This window comes from Catellatospora vulcania (assembly GCF_009720385.1).
Classification (GTDB): Bacteria; Actinomycetota; Actinomycetes; order Mycobacteriales; family Micromonosporaceae; genus Catellatospora; species Catellatospora vulcania.
In genome coordinates this window covers 589,841-608,261 of the sequence record NZ_WARX01000001.1, presented here as the reverse complement: position 1 = coordinate 608,261, position 18,421 = coordinate 589,841, and the positions used below count along the sequence as shown (strand labels likewise).

Annotated in this window: 16 protein-coding genes; 12 read left to right on the top strand and 4 right to left on the bottom strand. The window is 71.5% G+C overall.

What is annotated here, in order from left to right:
- The first annotated feature begins 16 nt into the window (after positions 1-16).
- From F6W97_RS21965 to F6W97_RS21955, 3 genes are all read left to right on the top strand, one after another.
- Positions 17-976 carry a DNA double-strand break repair nuclease NurA gene (locus F6W97_RS21965; protein WP_155372303.1) on the top strand — a complete coding sequence of 320 codons (960 nt, stop codon included), beginning with the start codon at positions 17-19 and terminating at the stop codon, positions 974-976.
- A 100-nt stretch (positions 977-1,076) separates the two neighbouring features.
- Entirely contained in the window at positions 1,077-2,018 is a 942-nt protein-coding gene (locus tag F6W97_RS21960; protein ID WP_155372302.1) for a lytic polysaccharide monooxygenase auxiliary activity family 9 protein, read from the top strand.
- A gap of 19 nt (positions 2,019-2,037) precedes the next feature.
- Positions 2,038-2,937, top strand: a complete 900-nt coding sequence (locus tag F6W97_RS21955) for a DNA-3-methyladenine glycosylase family protein (RefSeq protein ID WP_155372301.1) — start codon at positions 2,038-2,040, stop codon at positions 2,935-2,937.
- 216 nt (positions 2,938-3,153) lie between these two features.
- On the opposite strand, the gene F6W97_RS21950 is transcribed toward F6W97_RS21955, so the two are convergent.
- Positions 3,154-4,890, bottom strand: a complete 1,737-nt coding sequence (locus F6W97_RS21950; RefSeq protein ID WP_155372300.1) for an MOSC and FAD-binding oxidoreductase domain-containing protein — start codon at positions 4,888-4,890, stop codon at positions 3,154-3,156.
- A gap of 130 nt (positions 4,891-5,020) precedes the next feature.
- On the opposite strand from F6W97_RS21950, the gene F6W97_RS21945 reads away from it, so the two are divergent.
- From F6W97_RS21945 to F6W97_RS21935, 3 genes are all read left to right on the top strand, one after another.
- A complete protein-coding gene (locus F6W97_RS21945; RefSeq protein ID WP_155372299.1) occupies positions 5,021-5,647 on the top strand; it encodes a CG0192-related protein in 627 nt (208 codons plus the stop codon).
- 68 nt (positions 5,648-5,715) lie between these two features.
- Positions 5,716-6,309, top strand: a complete 594-nt coding sequence (locus F6W97_RS21940; protein WP_155372298.1) for a hypothetical protein — start codon at positions 5,716-5,718, stop codon at positions 6,307-6,309.
- Between the two features lie 136 nt (positions 6,310-6,445).
- Positions 6,446-7,120 (top strand): hypothetical protein, encoded by a 675-nt coding sequence (locus F6W97_RS21935; RefSeq protein ID WP_155372297.1) that lies wholly within the window; start codon positions 6,446-6,448, stop codon positions 7,118-7,120.
- Positions 7,121-7,224: 104 nt separating this feature from the next.
- Here the strand turns inward: F6W97_RS21935 and F6W97_RS21930 are convergent, their stop codons facing one another.
- Both F6W97_RS21930 and F6W97_RS21925 read right to left on the bottom strand, forming a co-directional pair.
- Entirely contained in the window at positions 7,225-8,856 is a 1,632-nt protein-coding gene (locus F6W97_RS21930) for a pectate lyase family protein (protein ID WP_155372296.1), read from the bottom strand.
- Positions 8,857-8,867: 11 nt separating this feature from the next.
- Positions 8,868-10,538, bottom strand: a complete 1,671-nt coding sequence (locus F6W97_RS21925) for a pectate lyase family protein (protein ID WP_155372295.1) — start codon at positions 10,536-10,538, stop codon at positions 8,868-8,870.
- Between the two features lie 262 nt (positions 10,539-10,800).
- Here F6W97_RS21925 and F6W97_RS21920 point away from each other — a divergent pair, with 262 nt between their 5' ends.
- From F6W97_RS21920 to F6W97_RS21905, 4 genes are all read left to right on the top strand, one after another.
- The gene (locus F6W97_RS21920; RefSeq protein WP_155372294.1) at positions 10,801-11,529 is read left to right on the top strand and encodes an SDR family oxidoreductase; all 729 of its coding nucleotides are present in this window, start codon (positions 10,801-10,803) and stop codon (positions 11,527-11,529) included.
- Between the two features lie 179 nt (positions 11,530-11,708).
- Complete coding sequence (locus tag F6W97_RS21915; RefSeq protein ID WP_155372293.1) at positions 11,709-12,137, top strand: hypothetical protein; 429 nt, start codon at positions 11,709-11,711, stop codon at positions 12,135-12,137.
- Positions 12,138-12,321: 184 nt separating this feature from the next.
- Positions 12,322-13,386 carry an ATP-dependent DNA ligase gene (locus tag F6W97_RS21910; RefSeq protein WP_155372292.1) on the top strand — a complete coding sequence of 355 codons (1,065 nt, stop codon included), beginning with the start codon at positions 12,322-12,324 and terminating at the stop codon, positions 13,384-13,386.
- Positions 13,387-13,424: 38 nt separating this feature from the next.
- Positions 13,425-14,960, top strand: a complete 1,536-nt coding sequence (locus F6W97_RS21905; RefSeq protein ID WP_155372291.1) for an alpha/beta hydrolase — start codon at positions 13,425-13,427, stop codon at positions 14,958-14,960.
- A gap of 61 nt (positions 14,961-15,021) precedes the next feature.
- Here the strand turns inward: F6W97_RS21905 and ligD are convergent, their stop codons facing one another.
- Positions 15,022-16,047, bottom strand: a complete 1,026-nt coding sequence (ligD, locus tag F6W97_RS21900; RefSeq protein WP_155372290.1) for a non-homologous end-joining DNA ligase — start codon at positions 16,045-16,047, stop codon at positions 15,022-15,024.
- Positions 16,048-16,076: 29 nt separating this feature from the next.
- On the opposite strand from ligD, the gene msrB reads away from it, so the two are divergent.
- Both msrB and F6W97_RS40850 read left to right on the top strand, forming a co-directional pair.
- The gene (gene msrB, locus F6W97_RS21895; RefSeq protein WP_155372289.1) at positions 16,077-16,499 is read left to right on the top strand and encodes a peptide-methionine (R)-S-oxide reductase MsrB; all 423 of its coding nucleotides are present in this window, start codon (positions 16,077-16,079) and stop codon (positions 16,497-16,499) included.
- A gap of 482 nt (positions 16,500-16,981) precedes the next feature.
- A complete protein-coding gene (locus F6W97_RS40850; RefSeq protein ID WP_230686867.1) occupies positions 16,982-18,415 on the top strand; it encodes a SigE family RNA polymerase sigma factor in 1,434 nt (477 codons plus the stop codon).
- Positions 18,416-18,421: the final 6 nt, after the last annotated feature.

Here is an 18,421-nt window from a genome sequence, read left to right as displayed (position 1 = left end):
CTGGTAGACAGATCTCATGAAGTTCCATGTGGACGCCTGGGATCCCGGCTTCGGCGCCAGCCTCGACGGCGCGGACCGGGGGCCCGCCGAGGCCAGCAGCGCCAAGCTCGACGCCGAGATCGAGCTGCCGGCGGCGGACTGGCGACCCCTGGAGACCCCGCCGGGCGTACGCGCACCCGACGTGGTGCTGCTCGTCGACGGTGTGCGCCGCACCGACGCCCGGCTCTGGATCGAGGACCACGACGGGGTCACCCGCCCCGGTCTGGCCTGCTCCTACGCCGCCGGGGTGGTGCGCTGCGAGCGCTCGTCCGGGGCCAGCGTCACCGGCGTGAAGGTCGAGCGCAGGCTCTTCACCTCCGCGGAACGTCCGTCCGACGTGGACGCCGGACGAGCCGCCCACTACCAGGCGCAGTCCGTCATCGGCGCGGACGAGGCCGACCTGTCCAACCGGGTGCAGGCGGCGCTCACCGAGTTGGAGATCAAGGTATCCCAGCAGCTGCGCGAGGACGGTGACCTGCTGATCGTCGACGGGCCGCTGCGCAGCCGCGACGCTCTGCCGCGCACCCTGGGCTACATCAAGACCCAGCAGAAGCAGTACCTCCCGGACCGGCTGATCAGCGTCGTCGCCGCGCTGCGCCCCGCCGAGCGCACCCCGGTCTTCCGGATCACGGGCGCGTTCGAGCGGTTGACCTGGTACATGCGCCTGCCCCACGGCGGCAGTTCCCCCTGGGCGGGCATCGTGCGGGTGGAGTGCTCGGCCGAGGTGCCCGAGCACCAGGCCGTCTCGCTGGCCGAGCTGTCGACGGCGACGATCCCCCGCTTCGCCTCCCTGCCCTACAAGGACCCCCGCGCCCCGCAGAACCTGGTGCCCATCGCCGGACTGGAGAAGAAGCTGCGCCACCTGCTCGGCGACGGCAAACTGCTGCACCGTTCGCTGGCGCTGGCCGCCCAGCGCGGCTCGTCCGCCGCCGTGTAACGGTCTGGGCGCAGCCCATTGATCGTCATGGACGTGGGGCGTAAATTCATCTCTTAGTTAAGTTTCCTTATTGGAACACTTCCACAGAGAGGTGGAACGCATGCGCGCCGCAACCCGCGCTGCCCTCGCCACGACCCTGCTGGCCCTCGCCCCGACCCTCGCCGTCGTCGCCCTGACCGGGCCCGCGTCGAGCCACGGCACCATGACCACGCCGGCCAGCCGGGTCTACACGTGTTACCTGGAAGGCCCCGAGTCTCCCGACACCAACGCCTGCAAGGCCGTCGTCGCGCTCGGCGGCACCCAGCCGCTCTACGACTGGAACGAGGTGAACGTCGCCAACGCCGCCGGGCAGCACCGCAGCATCATCCCCGACGGCAAGCTGTGCAGCGCCAACCGCACCAAGTACGCCGGGCTCGACCTGGGCCGCAGCGACTGGCCGACGACCACGCTGCCGGCGTCCGGGGCGTACACCTTCCGGATCCGCGCCACCGCCCCCCACCTGGGCACCTGGCAGCTCTACATCACCCGGCCCGGGTACAACCCGGCCACCCCGCTGCGCTGGGCCGACCTGGAGGCCAGCCCGTTCCTGACCGTCACCAACCCGGCGGTCGCCGACGGCTACTACAACCTGGCCGGGACCATCCCGTCCGGGCACCCCGGCCGCCACCTGATCTACATGATCTGGCAGCGCTCGGACAGCCCGGAGGCGTTCTACTCGTGCGCCGACGTGGTGCTCGGCAACACCGTCCCGTCGCCGTCGGTGTCGCCCAGCGCGCCGCCGTCGCCGAGCGCGTCGCCCAGCGCCCCACCCAGTGCCTCGCCGTCGCCGAGCAGGTCGCCCAGCGCGTCCCCGCCGGCCTCGCCGAGCAGCAGCCCGTCACCCAGCCCGACCGGCTCGTACCCGGCGTGGGCGCCCGGCGTCAGCTACGCCACCGGCGCCCGGGTGACCTACCAGGGCGTCGTGTACTCCTGCCGCCAGGCGCACACCTCGCTGTCCGGCTGGGAGCCCGCCACCACCCCCGCACTGTGGCTGGCCGGCTGAGCGTGGCAGATTCGATGCCGTGACCGAGCGACACGAGCTGCCTGAGCGATACGACATCGCCGGCACGCTCACGCAGCTCAGCCTCGGCCGCCACGATCCCTGCTCACGCTGGGTCGACGGCGTCTACTGGCTGGCTGCCCGGACACCCGAGGGTCCGGGCAGCCTGGCACTGCGCTCCGCGGGCGGGTTCCTGCAGGTCGAGGCGTATGGCGCGGGCGCGGGATGGCTCGCCGAACGGGCCGACGCCATAGCCGGGCTGCGCGACGACGTCACCGGGTTCGCCGAACTGTCCCGGGCGCACCCGCTGGTCGCCCGGCTCGCCCGCGAACACGCCGGGCTGCGCCTGCCGGCGACCCGCCTGGCCTTTCCCCGGCTGCTGCGCGCGGTGTGCGAGCAGAAGGTCACCGGCACCGAGGCGTACCGCGCGTACGCGGCGATCGTCCGGAAGTTCGGCGCCAAGGCCCCCGGGCCGGTCGAGAACCTCTGGCTGCCGCCCGAGCCGGAGGTCATCGCGACCACGCCCTACTACGAGTTCCATCCGCTGGGCCTGGAGCAGCGCCGCGCCGACACGCTGCGCCGGGTCGCCGCGCAGGCCGGCCGTCTGGAACGCCGCCCCGACAGCGCGGCCCTCACGGCGCACCTGCTGACCATCCGCGGCATCGGCCCGTGGACCGCCGCCGAGACCGCCGCCGTGGTGTTCGGCGACCCCGACGCGGTCAGCGTCGGCGACTTCCACCTGCCGAACTTCGTCTGCTACGCGCTCGCCGGGGAGCCCCGCGGCACCGACGCCCGGATGCTGGAGCTGCTCGCCCCGTTCGCCGGCCAGCGCGGCCGCGTCTGCCACCTCATCGAAGCCTCCGGCCTCGGCGCGCCCAAATACGGCCCCCGCATGCCGATCCGCAGCTTCAAGACGTTCTGACCGAGCGAGCTTGCATGATCGCTGTTTCGTGCCATGATCTGCGCTCAGACCGCAGCTTCTGACACCAGACACCGATCTTCCGCACCGCACCGACCTACGGCACCGCACCGATCTGCGGCACCGCACAGACCTACGGCACCGCGCCGATCTACGGCCCCGCGCCGATCTACGGCACCGCGCCGATCTACGGCAGCCCGGCGGTGCGGCTTCCGGAGGTCACAGGTCGAGGGCCAGCTCGGTGGTCGGCTCGGAGCAGCAGATCAGCAGGTTGCCGTCGCCGGGTTCCTCGACGGGTTCGGGCGAGTAGGCCACCTGGCCCGACAGCAGGCCGCTGACGCAGGTGTGGCACACCCCGGTCCGGCAGGACCAGCGCACCGGCACGTCACAGGCTTCGGCGAAGTCGAGCAAGCTGGCGTACGCCGGGCTCCACGGCACCGTCAGCCCGCTGCGGACGAACGACACCGCCGGACCCGGTCCGGGCGCGCCGTCCGGCTCGTGCGGCGGCCGGGCGGGTGCGGCGGCGATGCCGGGTGTCAGGCCCGCCTCCGCGCCGAACAGCTCGCTGTGCACCCGCCCGGGATCCAGCCCCAGCCCGCCGAGCTCGGCGGCGATCTCCCGCATGAAGTCCGTGGGCCCGCACAGGTAGGCGGCCGTCTCCGGCGGCAGCGCCAGGCCCCGTAGCACGTCGGCGGTGATCCGCCCGGCCGTCGTGTAGTCCCGGTCCTGCGGGGCGGGCCGGCTGTAGCAGATCAGCGCGTGCGCGTGCGGCAGCCGGCCGAGCAGCTCACGGCTCTCCGCCGCGAACACGTGCTGGCTGCCGTCCCGCGCGCCGTGCACCCACCACACCGCGCGGTCCGGCTGCGACGCGGCCACGGCATGCAGCATGGCCAGCACGGGCGTGGCCCCGATGCCCGCCGACAGCAGCAGCACCGGCCCGTCGCCGCCGTCGAGGGTGAACGTGCCCCGGGGCGCAGCGGCCTCGATCGTCAGCCCCGGCCGGGCGTTGGCGCGCAGATACGCCCCGGCAGCGCCGTGCGGCTCCTGCTTCACGCTGATCCGGTACACCGCGTCGCCGGGCGTGCCGGACAGCGAATAACTGCGGATGAGCGGCCCGGACGGGCCGGGCAGCCGCAGCGTCAGGAACTGCCCCGGCAGCGCCGCGGGCAGCGGGGACCCGTCGGCGGCGGCCAGATGCAGCGAGAACACGTCCCGCGCCTCCTCGTCGAGCGCGGTGATCGTCAACGGCCGGAACCCGGCCCACGCGGGCGGGGCGGCGGCCGTCTCCAGCCCCGCGTTGCCCGCCTGCCCGTCGGCCTGGTCCAGCAGCCCGCGCATCGAGGTCTGCCAGCCCGGACTGAGCGCGGGTATCCGCAGTGCCCGCGCGGCGTCGTCGCGGGAGTGGCCCGGCAGGTACAGCAGCGCGTCCAGCTCGGCCACCGTCATCGCCTCGGGCCCGGTCGACAGCTTCACGAACTCGTCACCGGCCCGCACCAGGCCCTCGGTGAGCACCCGCAGGTAGAAGCCGGGCCGGTGGTGGGCGACCATCAGCGCCGCCATCCGCGGCTCGTTCATCCGCAGCCCCACCCGGTAGCAGGTGACCCGCGGCTGCGTCACCTCCACCACCGCCTCGCCGATCCGGTAGCGGTCGCCGATGCACACCTCGTCGTCGGGCAGCCCGTCGACGGTGAAGTTCTCGCCGAACTGGCCGGGCACCAGGTCGTCGCGGCCCAGCACCCGCTGCCAGTAGCGGTAGGAGTCCTGCTGGTACACCAGCACGGCGCGCTGCTCGCCGCCGTGCCCGCCGAGGTCGCCCTGGCCGTCGCCGTCGAGGTTGAGGCGGCGCAGCAGCACCGGGCCGTCCACGGGCTGTTTCCATACCCCGGTGTGCACGGTGCGCCCGCGCCAGTCGACGTCCTTGGGCAGGCCGACGCTCACCGTCAACAAGGTGGCCACCAGTCGAAACTACGCGCCGCGGGCACCGCTGACCGGCTCTTTTCCGATCCCCCACGGCGTCGGCGGCGATCACTGCCACCCGCGCCGCCGCCCGGACGGCCGCACCGCGGACGCGTCTACCATGCCGGACATGGCACTTCTGTACCGCGCGGACATCCGACCGACCAAGTTCGAACTGATCGACTCGTGGCTGCCCGGCCGTTCCTGGTACCAGGGACCGGCGGAGCCCGGCGTGCGGCGGGTGGCCGCCTGCCGCTTCGACGACCCCGACGGCGAGGTCGGCGTCGAGACGCTCCTGGTCCAGGCCGGCGACGGCCCGGTGCTGCACGTCCCGCTGACCTACCGGGGCGCGCCGCTGCCCGGCGGCGAGCCGTGGCTCGTCGGCACCACGGAGCACTCCGTGCTCGGCACACGCTGGGTGTACGACGCCACCGGCGACCCGGTATACCTGCAGACCCTGGCCACCGCGATCCTGACCGGCGGCGGCGAGGCCGACGAGTTCGTCGACGTCGACGGCCGCCAGGAGAGACGCGCCCCGGCCATGTCGCTGCGCGGCAGCGGCGCCCCCGGCGCCGCCGTTCCGGTCGTCGGCGCGATCGAGCAGGCCGCCGACGCCGACCCGGCCCGCATCGTCACCCGCACCGTCGAGCTGACCGTGCACCGGATGCTGGGCTCCGCCGACGGCACGGGGCTGGTGCTCACCGGCGTGTGGGACGGTGGCTCGCCGACGATCCTGGCCGAGGCCACGCTCCGCTGACCTCGGAGTCGCGGATTCACCGTACGCGGGCGGTGGCGCACCTCGCCCACGTGCGGTATCCACAAGGGATGACCGCGCCGGAGAACAAGCCATCCACAGGTCGCTGGGGCGCAACCCATTGGGCCCTGCTGGGAGTCGCGCTGGCCGCCCTCATCGGCGTGGCCGTGGCGCTGCTCAACCAGCCGTTACCCGGCCGGTCCCCCGATGTCGCCACCGGCTCCACGCCGCCGCCACCGGCCGCCACCGGTTCCGCGCTGCCGCCACCGGCCACCCCGTCCGCACCGCCGTCCGCACCACCGTCACCGGTCGGCTTCCAGTTGACCAGCGACGCCTCCGTGCCGCGGTGCGCGGACCTCACCGGGCGGGGCAGCAAGCCGCCGGGCCGGGAGGTCGGCCTGTTCATCCAGCGACCGGGCGACCCGAAGTACTACTGGGAAAAGCTGCTGAAGTTCGACGGGGACACGTGGCGGGCCGAGCGGGTGGTGATCGGCACGACCGGCGACTCCGGCAAGGACTTCACCGTGGTCCTCGTGCCGATGTCGGTGCAGGCCGTGGTGGAGTTCCGCAAGCACGACGGCACCGCATACGCCGTCGAGAACCCGCCCGTAGCCCCCATCACCACCTTCCGCGTAACCCGCACCACCACCCCCGGCCCCTGCTGACCAGCCCCGCCCCCGCGCGGCGTTGATCATGAACTTATGGCACGGCTCGACGGTGTGTCATGTCCACAAGTTCATGATCGACCAACTGACAGCGGGTGGGACGGAAGCGGCAGTCCGGTGGTAGCGTGCCGCGATCATGTATCGGCTTTCTGTACGCCTCCGCGGTATCGCCGTCGCCGCCCTGCTGGCCGTCGCGGCGACCCCGCTTTCCGCCTGCGACGATCCCGCCAGGGACGCCGTGCCGGCCTCGCTCGCCGGATCGGCCGCACCGGCCACGGGGACGCCCACCCCCGCCGCGAGCAGCTCGGCGAGTACCGCACCGAGCACCGCCCCCAGCCCCGTCGCGACGTCCTCGCCCCGCCCGAAGACCTCGCCCGCGCGGCCGGCGACGACCGCGGCCAAGCCGCCCACGACCTGTAAGCCGAAAGTGACTGTCGTGTACGGCTCGAACTCGGCGGTGTACGTCCGTGTCGTCGATGACACCATGTGGCGCAGCGCGGTCTGCCGCGACCGGACCATCCCGGTGTGGCGGGTCAACTACCACGCGAACCCGGACCGCACCGGCACCAAGGAGCTGGCCAAGCGCTACCTGCTCAGCCACGCCTCGCCGAGCATGCAGTTCAAGGGTGACGGGATCTTCGGCGGCTGGTGCTACAGCTACCACGTGGTCGCCTTCGTCTCCAGCGTCCCGAGCACGCTGCCCGCCTCGGCCATGGACTGGGACGGCTCGTACGACTACTGGCGGCGGCGCGGCGGCGAGCGCATGTACCAGGAGGACTCGAACGTCGGCTGCCCCGCCGGCAACCCGTGACCGACCGACCCACCCACCCGATCGATCATGAAGTTATGGCAGGGACACGCCGTCGAACCTTGCCATAAGTTCATGATCAACGCGGAGGGGTGGGCCGGTGGCCGTCAGAGGCGGCCCACGCCTGCGCCGGCGGTGACCGTTGCGGGGACGGTGGACGGGGATGCCACGGTGTAGGGGTAGTGGGCGCCGGGGTCGGCTACGGTGCCGGAGACCTCGCAGGGGCCGGAGCCGGTGAAGATGTTGTTGCGCTGGACGAGGCGGCCGGGGCCGCTGTCGGCGTAGCCGCTCGCGGAGAAGCACGGGAAGGGGACGTCCTGGAAGTAGTTGCCTTCCAGGAGCACGCCGCCGTCCTGGGTGGACGCGACGCCGTACAGCTCGTTGGCCAGGAAGTAGTTGTTGTAGACGTGCACCGGGTCGCCCCAGCGCACGCGCGGGTGGCGCTGGCGGCTGTGGTCGAAGAAGTTGTGGTGGATGGTCACCTTGAGGTGGCCGACGTCCTCGCTGGAGCTGCCGTCGGAGTGGCCGATCAGCATCGACTTGTCGGTGTGGTCGAAGTGGTTCCAGGACACGGTGACGTACTCCGCGCCGCGGACGATGTCGATGGAGCCGTCGACGGGCGCCACGAAGCGGTTGTGGTCGATCCACACGTGGTGCGAGTTCTGGCCCACGTTGACCGCGTCGTCCTCGGCGTTCAGGAAGGTCAGGTTCCGCACGATCACGTTGTACGAGCGGTAGAAGTCGAACCCGCCCCCGCTGATCACGGCGTTGGAGCCGAGCCCGACGATCGTCTTGTTCGGGCGTACCCCCCGCTTGCTGTCGATGGTGATCGTGCCCTGCACCTGGATGACCATCGGACCGATGGTGTCGATCGCGGCCAGCAGTTCGGCCGTCGTGTCGACCACGACCGTCGGGCCGCCGACGCCGCCGTAGGTGCCGTTCTGGCCCAGTGCGTCGACGCTCGCGAAGCCGTCGGCCTGGTTCGGCGGCACCGGCCCGGGGCTGGTGCTCGGCGACGGGCTCGGCGGCCGTGACGGCGACGCGCTCGGACTCGGGCTGCCACTCGGACTCGGTGAGGCGCTGGGCGACGCGCTGGGTGACGGCTGCGAGCTGGGGCTCGGGCTCGGCGGGGTGCCGGGGCCGCCGTCGACGGTCACGTCGTCGAAGAACGCGCTCGCGTACGACGCCGTCAGCCCGACCCGGCCGGCGGCGAACGTGCCGTCGGTCGCGCTGACCAGCGTCGCGCCGTTGACCGCGCCCGACAGCTGGGACCCGCTCACCCGCAGCGCGAGCGTGTACCAGGTGCCGGTCGTGACCGCGACCGGCGCGCTGGCCAGGGTCGTCACGCCGCCACCGGAGACGCGGCGCAGCTGCGCCGTGCCGCCGCCGGTCAGCACCAGGGCGTAGAAGTTGGTCGTGCTCTGGGCGCGGGCGACGACCCCCGCGGCCCGGGTGCTGTTGCCGAACGCCGTCGGCTGCACCCGGGCCTGCACCGTGTAGTCGGTCCACACGGTCGAGCCCGCCTGAGCCTTCGCGTCCGCGCCGGTGCCGGACTGGCGGTAGGCCTGGCCGGAGACCGACCAGCTGCCGCCCGAGGTCGACCAGCCGCTCGCGTTGCCGTCGGCGAAGTCGTCGCTGAACAGGGTGGCCGCGTCGGCCCGGCTGACCGCGACGGCGCTGAACGCCACCGTCGCGGCGAGCACGGCCGTGGCGACCCAGGCCCGATGCGCTGTCCTCATGGCGTACCCCCTCAGATCTTTCCGACGCCCGCGCCCGCCGGGACGACGGTCGGCACGGTCGCCGGGTCGTCCACGGTGTACGGGTAGAAGGTCGCCGGGTCGGTGACGGTGCCGCGCACCTCGATGGGGTGGTTGCACTCGACGAGGATGTTGTTGCGCTCGACCATCCGGCCCAGCGGCCCGCTGAACTCGACCCGGCCGGGGTTGTTCACGCTGAAGAAGTAGTTGCCCTCCACGAACAGGCCGGACTCGTTGGTCGACGCGATGCCGTAGCTGTTGTCGAAGTAGTAGTTGTTGTAGACGTGCACCAGCGGCGAGAAACGCACCCGCGGGTTGCGCTGGTCGGAGCGGTCGAAGAAGTTGTGGTGGTAGGTCACCCGCAGCCGGCCGGTGTCCTGCGCGCCGTTGGCGTCGTCGTGGCCGACCAGGGTCGTCTTGTCGTGGTCGTGGAACCTGTTCCAGGACACGGTGAGCAGGTCGGAGCCGCGTTTGATGTCGAGCGCGCCGTCGCCGCCGTCGGACAGGTCGTTGTGGTCGATCCAGATGTGGTGCGAGAACATCTGCACGTTGATCAGGTCGTCGGTGGCGCCGCTGATCGACAGGTTCCGGATGATGATGTTGTGTACGGCGTTCGCGGGCGGTGAGGTCACCGCGTCGCTGATCGGCACGCCGATGTTCAGGCCCCCGCCGACCAGGCGCGCGGTCGAGCCGAGGCCGACGATCGTCTTGTCCGAGCTGACGTTGTGCATGCCGTCGGTGGTGCCGGTCGGCAGCGTGATCGTGCCGGACACCTGGATCGTGTACGGCCCCGTGCGGGCGATGTAGTCCAGGAACTCCTCGGTGGTGTCCACGGTGACGGTCGGCCCGCCGGCTCCGCCCGTGGTGGTGGCCTGGCCGTAGCCGGCGACGGTCGCGAACCCGTCCGGCTGCCCCGGCCCCGGCGGGTTCGGCGGCGGCCCGCTGGGACTCGGGCTGGCACTGGGACTCGGGCTGGCACTCGGGCTGGGGCTGCCGCTCGGCCGTGGGCTCGCGCTCGGGCTGCCGCTCGCACTGGTGCTCGGGCTCGGCGACGGTCCGGCCGCGTCGGCGACCAGCACGTCGTCGAAGTTCGCGGCCGCGTTGTAGGTGGCCACCCCGATCTGCCCGGTGGCGAACTGGCCGTCCGTCGCGGACACGGCGGCCCCGCCGTTGACGGTGCCCTGCAGGCTGCTGCCGGTGACCTTGAGACTCAGCGTGTACCAGGCACCGGTGGTGACGGTCACCGCCGCGCTGGCCAGGGTCGTCGACGACCCGCCGACGAGCTTCTTCAGCTCGACCGTGTTGTTGGTACGCAGGGCCAGGTAGTAGTAGTTGGTGTTGGACTGCGCACGGGCCAGCAGCGCGGCAAACCGGTTCGCGCCGTTGACCGCGGTCAGCTTCACCCGCGCAGTGACCGTGTAGTTCGTCCAAGCCGTCGAACCCGCGCGGGCGCGGGCGTCGGAACTGGTGCCCGCCTGCCGCAGCACGGAGGTGCCGTCGGTGGTGACGGACCAGGTCCCGCCGGACGTGGTCCAGCCGGACGAGTTGCCGTCGTTGAAGTCGTCTTGGAACAGCGTTGCGGCGTTGGCGGTGCCCGCGTAAAGCATCGCCGCCGCCACCGTGGCCGCCACCGCGGCGGTGGCGAGCCGGGAACGTACCTTCATGCGCCTTCCCTTCCGCGAGATCGGGTCGTCGAGAGATCGAAACATCGACGAAACTCGACGTAAGAATCGAGCATAGGAAAGCGCTTTCCATGCATGCAAGGCAATCGATGTGCAGGTTTGTTGCAGCCCACCGCCCGCCCCGCCGCGTTGATCATGAACTTATGGGCAGGTTCGACGGCGTGTCGTGAGCCTGAGTTCATGATCACCGCGGCGGGAGGCGGCCGGTTGACCTCAAGTGCGGTGGAGGTGGTGGGATCTCGGAATGATCTTCGAGGGACTGCGAATGGCGATCACCGGCGCGGGGCGGGACACCGGCAGGTTGCTTGCGACCGACTTCGCCGCCCGGGGCGCGCACGTGTATCTGTCCGCCCGGGACATCGACGCCGCCACCGCCACGGCCGACCTGATCAACCGGGCCGGGCCGGGCAGCGCCGAGGCGTTCCGGTGCGACCTCGCCGACCCCGACGCCGTACGCGGATTCGCCGCGGCGCTCGCCGAGCGGACCGGCCGCCTCGACGTGCTCGTCAACAACGCGGCCGCGTACGCGCAGGGGCCAGGTCTGCAGGACGCCTCCGACGACGTCATCGTGTCCATGATCAGCGGTGCGGCGACCGGGACCACATTGCTGGTCAAGCACCTGCTGCCGCTGTTGCGGGCATCGGCGCGGCCGGACATCGTCAACCTGATCTCCGGCTGCGGCGAGACCGGCCACCACCGCTCGACCGCCCATCCGGCGTTCTACGCGGCCAAACACGCGCAGGCTGGGCTCGCCGGCATCCTGTCGCACCGGCTGCGCCCCGAGGGCATCCGGGTGATCTCGCTGTACCCGCCGGACTTCGTGCAGGACGGGCCGCGGGCCGCCGACGCCATGCTCACGGCGCGGTCGGTCGCCGACTGTGTGCTGTTCGCGGTCGGCCAGCCGCGGGACTGTTTCATCCGCGAGTTCCGCTTCGAGCAGGAGCAGACCAGCCTCGGCCCGAGCGCGGCCTGACGCGGGGACGGCACGACACGACGCGATCGTCCGGCCGCCTCTCGGCCTGCCCCCGACGCGATCGACCGGCGGGCTCTCGACCTGCCCCGATCCACCGGCCCGGCAGGTCGAACGAGGTCAGCGGTTCGCCCGCCCCTGGCGGGCCGCGGATGTCGGGAGGAACTGTTAGCTTGCCGCGCGTGGATGAATGGATCACGACCGCCGGGCGGCTGCTGGCCGAGCCCTACCCGGAGACCATGACGCAGCGGGCCGACGGGTTCGCCGAGCCCGGCCTGCACGTCGCCTACCTGATGGTCAGCCGCGACTTCTGGGACGGGGACGGGCGCGAGGCGATGGAGCCGACCCTTGAGGAGTACGAGGCGGTCTGCGATCGGCTGGTCGCAGCGCCGGCCGAGCGCTGGGGCGAGCCCGAGCGGATCGATCTGAGCGAGGTCCTGGCAGGGTCTTTACGCGGGGAGGAGCAGCCGCCGCTGACCGGCTACCTGTGCGGCGTCGCCGGGGGCCCCGCTCCGCTGTGGCGCCGCGACGACCGGCACGTCAGCGTGGTCGTCGCATGGGCGGACAAGGAGCTGCCAATGATCGTCACCCTCGCCGTCGGCCAGAACTGACCCCTGCCCCATACCGCCGACTCAGCGGCGCACGCCCGCTCTGGCCCCGCGGCGATCATGAAGTTGTGGACGCGACACGCCGCCGAGCCGTGCCATAAGTTCATGATCAACGGGAAAGGTGAGAAGGGGCTGGGAAAACGGGGGGATTGGCGCGGGGTGGGCGGTTTGCTGGTTGACTGGTGGCATGGATCTGCCGGTGAACCCCCCTGTGGAACCGATGCTGGCCAAGCCGGTGTCGAAGATTCCCGATGAACCGGGTATGACGTTCGAGCCCAAGTGGGACGGCTACCGCTGCATCATCTTCCGTGACGGCGACGAGGTGGAACTGGCCAGCCGCGGCGGCAAGACGCTGACGCGGTACTTCCCCGAGGTCGTGAACCTGGCGCTCAAGCAGTTCCCGGCCCGGTCGGTGATCGACTGCGAGCTGGTCTGCATCCGCCGCGACGCCGACCGCATCCCCCGCCTCGACTTCGACATGCTCAACCAGCGCATCCACCCGGCGGCCTCCCGGGTGAACAAGCTGTCCGTGGAGACCCCCGCCGACATCATCGCGTTCGACCTGCTGGCCCTGGACGACCGGTCGCTGATGGACCAGCCGTACGCCCAGCGCCGGGCACTGCTGGCGCGGACCCTGGCCCACGTCGAGGCGCCGGTGCATCTGACCCCGGTCACCACCGACCCCGACACCGCCCGCGAGTGGTTCACCGCGTTCGAGGGGGCCGGGCTCGACGGGCTCATCGCGAAACCGGCCGACATGCCCTACTCCCCTGGCAAGCGGCTCATGTTCAAGATCAAGCACGCGCGCACCGCGGACGTGGTGGTGGCCGGGTTCCGGTACCACACCTCCGGGCCGGTGGTCGGGTCGCTGCTGCTCGGCCTGTACGACGAGCACGGCGTCCTGCACCACGTCGGCGCGAGTTCGGCGTTCACCGCGGCACGCCGGGCCGAGCTGCTGGACGAGCTGGAGCCCTACCGCAACCCCGGCGAGCACACGTGGGGGACGGCGACGGAGGGTCAGCGCGTGCCGGGTGCGCCCAGCCGATGGAGTGGGGGGAAGGACCTTGGCTTCGAACCGCTGCGCCCCGAACTCGTGGTCGAGGTCGGCTACGACGCGATGGAGGGCGACCGCTTCCGGCACACCGCCCAGTTCAAGCGCTGGCGCCCCGACCGCGACCCCCGGTCCTGCACCTATGACCAGCTCGACCGTCCTATCAGCCTCAACGTCGACGAGGTACTGGGTACCCCGTAGGCTCGGGCGGATCCGTTCCGGGGGGAGTGAACACGCTCGTGCGACTCAGGCTTGACAAGAAAGTGGTGCGCGCCGTCGTCGCACTGGCGGCCTCGGCACTGACCACCACCGGGTGCGTGCTCCCACTGCCCGACTTCGGCCGCCGCCCCGAGGCCGCCGCCGTCAGCCCCGAACCGGGCTGGCGGCTGTGCCCGGAGATCGCCGCCGACCTGCTCGGCAAGGCTCCGTCCGGGTACACCTTCGAATGCAAGATCGTGAAGGTGCCGCAGAACTGGAACAAGCCCGACGACGGCCAGACCTTCGACATCGAGGTCATGCGCGCCCGCGCCACCGACCAGCGCGACCGCATCGGCGCGCTCATGGTCAACCCGGGCGGGCCGGGCGCATCCGGCGTGGACCTCGCGGCGTACCTGACGCTGGGCCTGCCCGCCGAGATCACCCGGCGCTTCGACATCGTCGGCTTCGACCCGCGCGGCGTCGGCCGGTCCACCCCGGTCGACTGCTACACCGACGCCGACCTCGACGCCACCTTCGCCAGCGAGCCCGACCCGGTGACGCAGGAGGAGTTCGACGAGGTCCTGGCGCTGACCAAAAAGATGGCCGACGGCTGCAAGGCCAAGTACGGCGACCGGCTGGGCCTGTTCGCCACCGAGCAGGCCGCCCGGGACATGGAGGCCATCCGGCTGGCCCTCAACGAGGGCAAGATGAACTACCTCGGCTACTCCTACGGCACCCTGCTCGGCGCGGTGTACGCGCAGCTGTACCCGAAGGAGATCCGGGCCATGGTGCTCGACGGCGCGGTCGACCCGCTGCAGTCGTCGATCCAGTCCTCGGAGAGCCAGGCGATGGGCTTCGAGCGCGCCTTCGACAACTTCTCCGCCTGGTGCGCGAAGAACAAGACCCAGTGCCCGATCGACGGCGACGCCCGCGCGGTCGTCGAGAAGCTCATGCAGGAGGCCGACACCAACCCCGTCGGCAACCCCGACGGCCGCAAGGCCACCGCCGGCTGGATCTTCTGGGGCGTGGTGTCCTCGCTCTACACCCAGGCCCGCTGGCCCGACCTGGGCCAGGCCCTGGCGGACCTGCAGGACGGCAAGTCCGAGGCGATCTTCGCGCTGGCCGACTCGTACGCCGACCGCGACGCCAACGGCGAGTACACCAACCTGTTCGACGCCAACGCCGCGGTGAACTGCGCCGACGACGGCAAGCCGGCTTCGGTGGAGGAGATCCGCAAGCTGCAGTCGGAGTGGCGGCAGAAGTACCCGCTGTTCGGCGCGCCGCTGGCGGTGGGCATGCTGACCTGCTCGGTCTGGCCCGCCCAGCGCGATCCCTACCCGACCGGCAAGGCCGACGGGGCGCCGCCGATCCTGGTGGTGGGCACCAAGGGCGACCCGGCCACGCCGTACGAGCAGACCCAGAAGCTCGCCGACATGCTCGGTGTGGGCGTCGTGCTCACCTGGGACGGCGAAGGCCACACCGCCTACCCGGAGACGCGCTGCATCAACAAGCACGTCAACGACTTCCTGATCAACCTGGTGGTGCCGCCGCCGGGCACGGTGTGCCCGCCGCAGTGAGCCCGTCCTACGGAGATGCCCCGCCACCTGCACAGGTGGCGGGGCATCTCCGTGGTTGCGGCTACTCGGCGTGGTCGGTGCGGGCGCGGCTGGGCTGCACCCGCATCGGCTCGCCCGGCATCTTCGGATAGTCCGGCGGGTACGGCATCTCGCCGAGCTTGCGGTCGCGCTCGTCGCGGTCCCACCACTCCAGCAGCGTGCTCAGGTCGTGGTGCACGTCGTCCAGGCCCGCGTACAGGTCGCCGACCTCGGCCAGCCGTGGCGGCACGGTGCGCAGGTCGAAGTCGTTCGGCTCGACCTGGGTCAGCTCGTCCCAGGTCACCGGGGTGCTCACGGTGGCGCGGGGGTTGGCGCGCAGCGAGTACGGCGCGGCGATGGTGCGGTCGCGGGCCATCTGGTTGTAGTCGATGAAGACCTGCTCGCCGCGCTCCTCCTTCCACCACGCCGTGGTGATCAGCTTGGGGTCGCGCCGCTCCAGTTCCCGGGCGAACGCGATCGCGGCCCGGCGCGCCTCGATGAACGGCCAGTCCGGCTTGATCCGCACGTAGATGTGGATGCCCCGGCCGCCGGAGGTCTTCGGGTAGCCGACCAGGCCCGCGTCTTCGAGCACCCCGCGGGCCAGGCCCGCGACCTTCACCGCGTCGGCGAAGTCGGTGCCGGGCTGCGGGTCGAGGTCGATGCGCAGCTCGTCGGGGTTCTCGGTGGCGGGCGCGCGGACCGGCCAGGGGTGGTACACGATGGTGTTCATCTGCGCCGCCCAGAGCAGGGCGGCGGGCTCCTTCGGGCACAGCTCGTCGGCCTTGCGCCCGCTCGGGAACTTGATCTCCGCAGTGGTGATCCACTCGGGCACGCCCCGGGCCGGCACCCGCTTCTGGAAGAACATCTCCCCGCCGACGCCGTCCGGGAAGCGCTGCAGCATGGTGGGCCGGTCCCGCATGTACCGCAGCATGGGCTCGGACACGGCCAGGTAGTACTCGAAGACGTCCTGCTTCGTGAAGCCGCGGTCCGGGAAGCAGATCTTCTCCGGGCTGCTGAGTCTTACGGAACGGTTACCGACCTCGTACTCGAGCGCTGGGGCCTTGGGCATGGCCCGACGCTACCGCGTACGGTCGAGGCATGGAGCAGAACGTCAGCCAGCTGAGCGAGGAAGAGTGGCGCGTGCGCCTCAACCCTGCGGAGTTCCGCGTGCTGCGCCAAGCGGGCACGGAAGCCCCGTGGAGCGGCAAGTACGTGGAGACCAAGACCCCGGGCACCTACCGTTGCCGGGCCTGCAACGCGGCGCTGTTCGACAGCGTGACCAAGTTCGACAGCCACTGCGGGTGGCCGTCGTTCGACGAGGCACTGCCGGGGACCATCCGCTACATCGAGGACCGGTCGATGGGCATGCTGCGCGTCGAGGTGCGCTGCGCCAACTGCGACTCGCACCTGGGGCACCGGTTCGACGGCGAGGGCTTCACCGCCAAGGACGCCCGCTACTGCATCAACAGCATCTGCCTGGACCTGGAGCCCGAGAATTCATCGGGTACGGCAGACAGTTGATCGCCGCAGCGAGGCCGCCGGTGAACCAGTCCCCCGGATCGGGTAGTACCGGCCCGGTAACGCCACCGGGAACTGTCCCGCCGCGACCGGGCGAGCTTTGTTGATCATGCGGGCGGCGCAGGCGTTCACCAGCACCGACCCGAGGCTCGCCGCCAGCAACAGGTCACGCCGCTCGCTGCGCCCGGCCCATACCGCCAGCGCCGCCGCCAGCAGGCCGCACCAGAAGACAGGCACCAGCTAGCGGACCATTCCCACCGCGGCGGCGCGTTCGGCATCGGCGGCAGCCCGCGCCGCGGCCCGGCGTTCACGTCGCGTGGTTCTCGGCATGACCGGTAGTGTCCGCGACGCTGTCAACATCGTGCGACTGTCGGGCGTCTGCTGTCGGACGTGCCACACAGGGTTTCGGCGAATCGGCGGCAGGGGCAACCAGCCTCCCGGTCCACCCGGTACAGGTTCCTGACGACGGCGACGGGAGCGCGGGGATGGCCGAGACGGCGGAGTTCGACGAGTTCGTGGCGACGCGGTCGCGGCACCTGCTGCGCGTGGCGTACCTGCTCACCGGGGACCACGGGCTGGCCGAGGACCTGCTGCAGACCGCGCTGGCCCGCTCGTGGTCGGCGTGGCGGCGGCTGGACGGCAACCCGGAACCCTACGTGCGGCAGGTGCTGCTGAACACGTACAACTCCTGGTGGCGGCGGCGCTGGAACGGCGAGCGCCCCACCGAGATGCTGCCGGAGCGGGCCAGGCCCGCCCCGCAGTCGTCCGTCGACGAACGCGACGAGGTGTGGCGGGCGCTGTCGCGGCTGTCCCGCCAGCAGCGCACGGTGCTGGTGCTGCGCTACTTCGAGGATCTCAGCGAGGCCGAGATCGCGCAGACGCTGCACATCTCCCCCGGTGCGGTGAAGAGCCACGCCTCGAAGGGCCTGGCCCGGCTGCGTCTCGACCCCAGCCTGCGGGACCTGCCAGTCGGCGAAGACGCTCCCGTCGGCAACGAGCGCCTGGCCGCGGTGCACGAACGGATCGCACAGCGCCGCCGCAACCGGATCGCGGCGGTCGCCGCGGTGTGCGTCGTGGTGCTGGCGGCCATCACCGGCTACGCCGTCGCGCCGTATCTGCGCAGCCATTCCCTGCCCGAACCGGCGACCTCGGAGCTGCCGGGGCCCCGCTTTCTCGACGGCCGCCGGGTCCTCGCCTCGACCACGGGCGAGCTGACCCGCGCGCAGGGCGTCACGCTGACCTGGACTCCGGAGCCGGGCCAGGATCTGGACATCTTCGTCGAGTGCTTCCACGACCTGCCCGGATCGTCGGTGGGCGTGTCGGTGTTCGTGAACGGTGCGCACTACCGCTCCGCGTCGTGCAACGACGTCCGCCGGGTGGACCTGCGGGTCGAATGGTTCGACCTGCTCACCGAAGCCGGCCGCCCGGCGGTGGTGTCCACCCAGGTCAGTGGAGTCTGCCGGAACCGGCAGATCAGGCGCGGAGAGATGTTCCAACAGGACTGCGCGCCCGCGCCGATGCCGGAGGGGGGCACGCTCGTGTTGGGTGTCGGCGAACCCGTGCCCTTCGCCGGGTATCCGCTGCCCGCCGCGCCGAAGCAACTGCTCCCGCTGGAGCCGCTGTACGAGCCGCTGCGCGATGCCGTCCTGCTGAAGCCCGGCACGCAGAGCACCACCCTGGCCTGGCTCGGGTCGCTCTCGGTGCAGGCACGTGCGCAGACACCAGGCCGCCTGCACATCCTCGTCGACGGCAAGCGGGTGCAGACGCTCGACTTCTGGGACTACGAGCAGGACGACGCCTCCGCCAACCAACCCGCCTCCGCCTTCCCCCGGGGCACCATGGTCACCATCACGGTCGAGCCCGAGCAACTGGCCGGGGACTGGTTCGTGGTCGTGCATTCCATCGGCCCGCCCCTGTAGCCGGGC

Coding starts and splice junctions, on each gene's coding strand:
- F6W97_RS21965 (WP_155372303.1), top strand. CDS start 17: ATGAAGTTCCATGTGGACGCCTGGGATCCCGGCTTCGGCGCCAGCCTC.
- F6W97_RS21960 (WP_155372302.1), top strand. CDS start 1,077: ATGCGCGCCGCAACCCGCGCTGCCCTCGCCACGACCCTGCTGGCCCTC.
- F6W97_RS21945 (WP_155372299.1), top strand. CDS start 5,021: ATGGCACTTCTGTACCGCGCGGACATCCGACCGACCAAGTTCGAACTG.
- F6W97_RS21940 (WP_155372298.1), top strand. CDS start 5,716: ATGACCGCGCCGGAGAACAAGCCATCCACAGGTCGCTGGGGCGCAACC.
- F6W97_RS21935 (WP_155372297.1), top strand. CDS start 6,446: ATGTATCGGCTTTCTGTACGCCTCCGCGGTATCGCCGTCGCCGCCCTG.
- F6W97_RS21930 (WP_155372296.1), bottom strand. CDS start 8,856: ATGAGGACAGCGCATCGGGCCTGGGTCGCCACGGCCGTGCTCGCCGCG.
- F6W97_RS21925 (WP_155372295.1), bottom strand. CDS start 10,538: ATGAAGGTACGTTCCCGGCTCGCCACCGCCGCGGTGGCGGCCACGGTG.
- F6W97_RS21920 (WP_155372294.1), top strand. CDS start 10,801: ATGATCTTCGAGGGACTGCGAATGGCGATCACCGGCGCGGGGCGGGAC.
- F6W97_RS21910 (WP_155372292.1), top strand. CDS start 12,322: ATGGATCTGCCGGTGAACCCCCCTGTGGAACCGATGCTGGCCAAGCCG.
- ligD (WP_155372290.1), bottom strand. CDS start 16,047: ATGCCCAAGGCCCCAGCGCTCGAGTACGAGGTCGGTAACCGTTCCGTA.
- msrB (WP_155372289.1), top strand. CDS start 16,077: ATGGAGCAGAACGTCAGCCAGCTGAGCGAGGAAGAGTGGCGCGTGCGC.
- F6W97_RS40850 (WP_230686867.1), top strand. CDS start 16,982: ATGGCCGAGACGGCGGAGTTCGACGAGTTCGTGGCGACGCGGTCGCGG.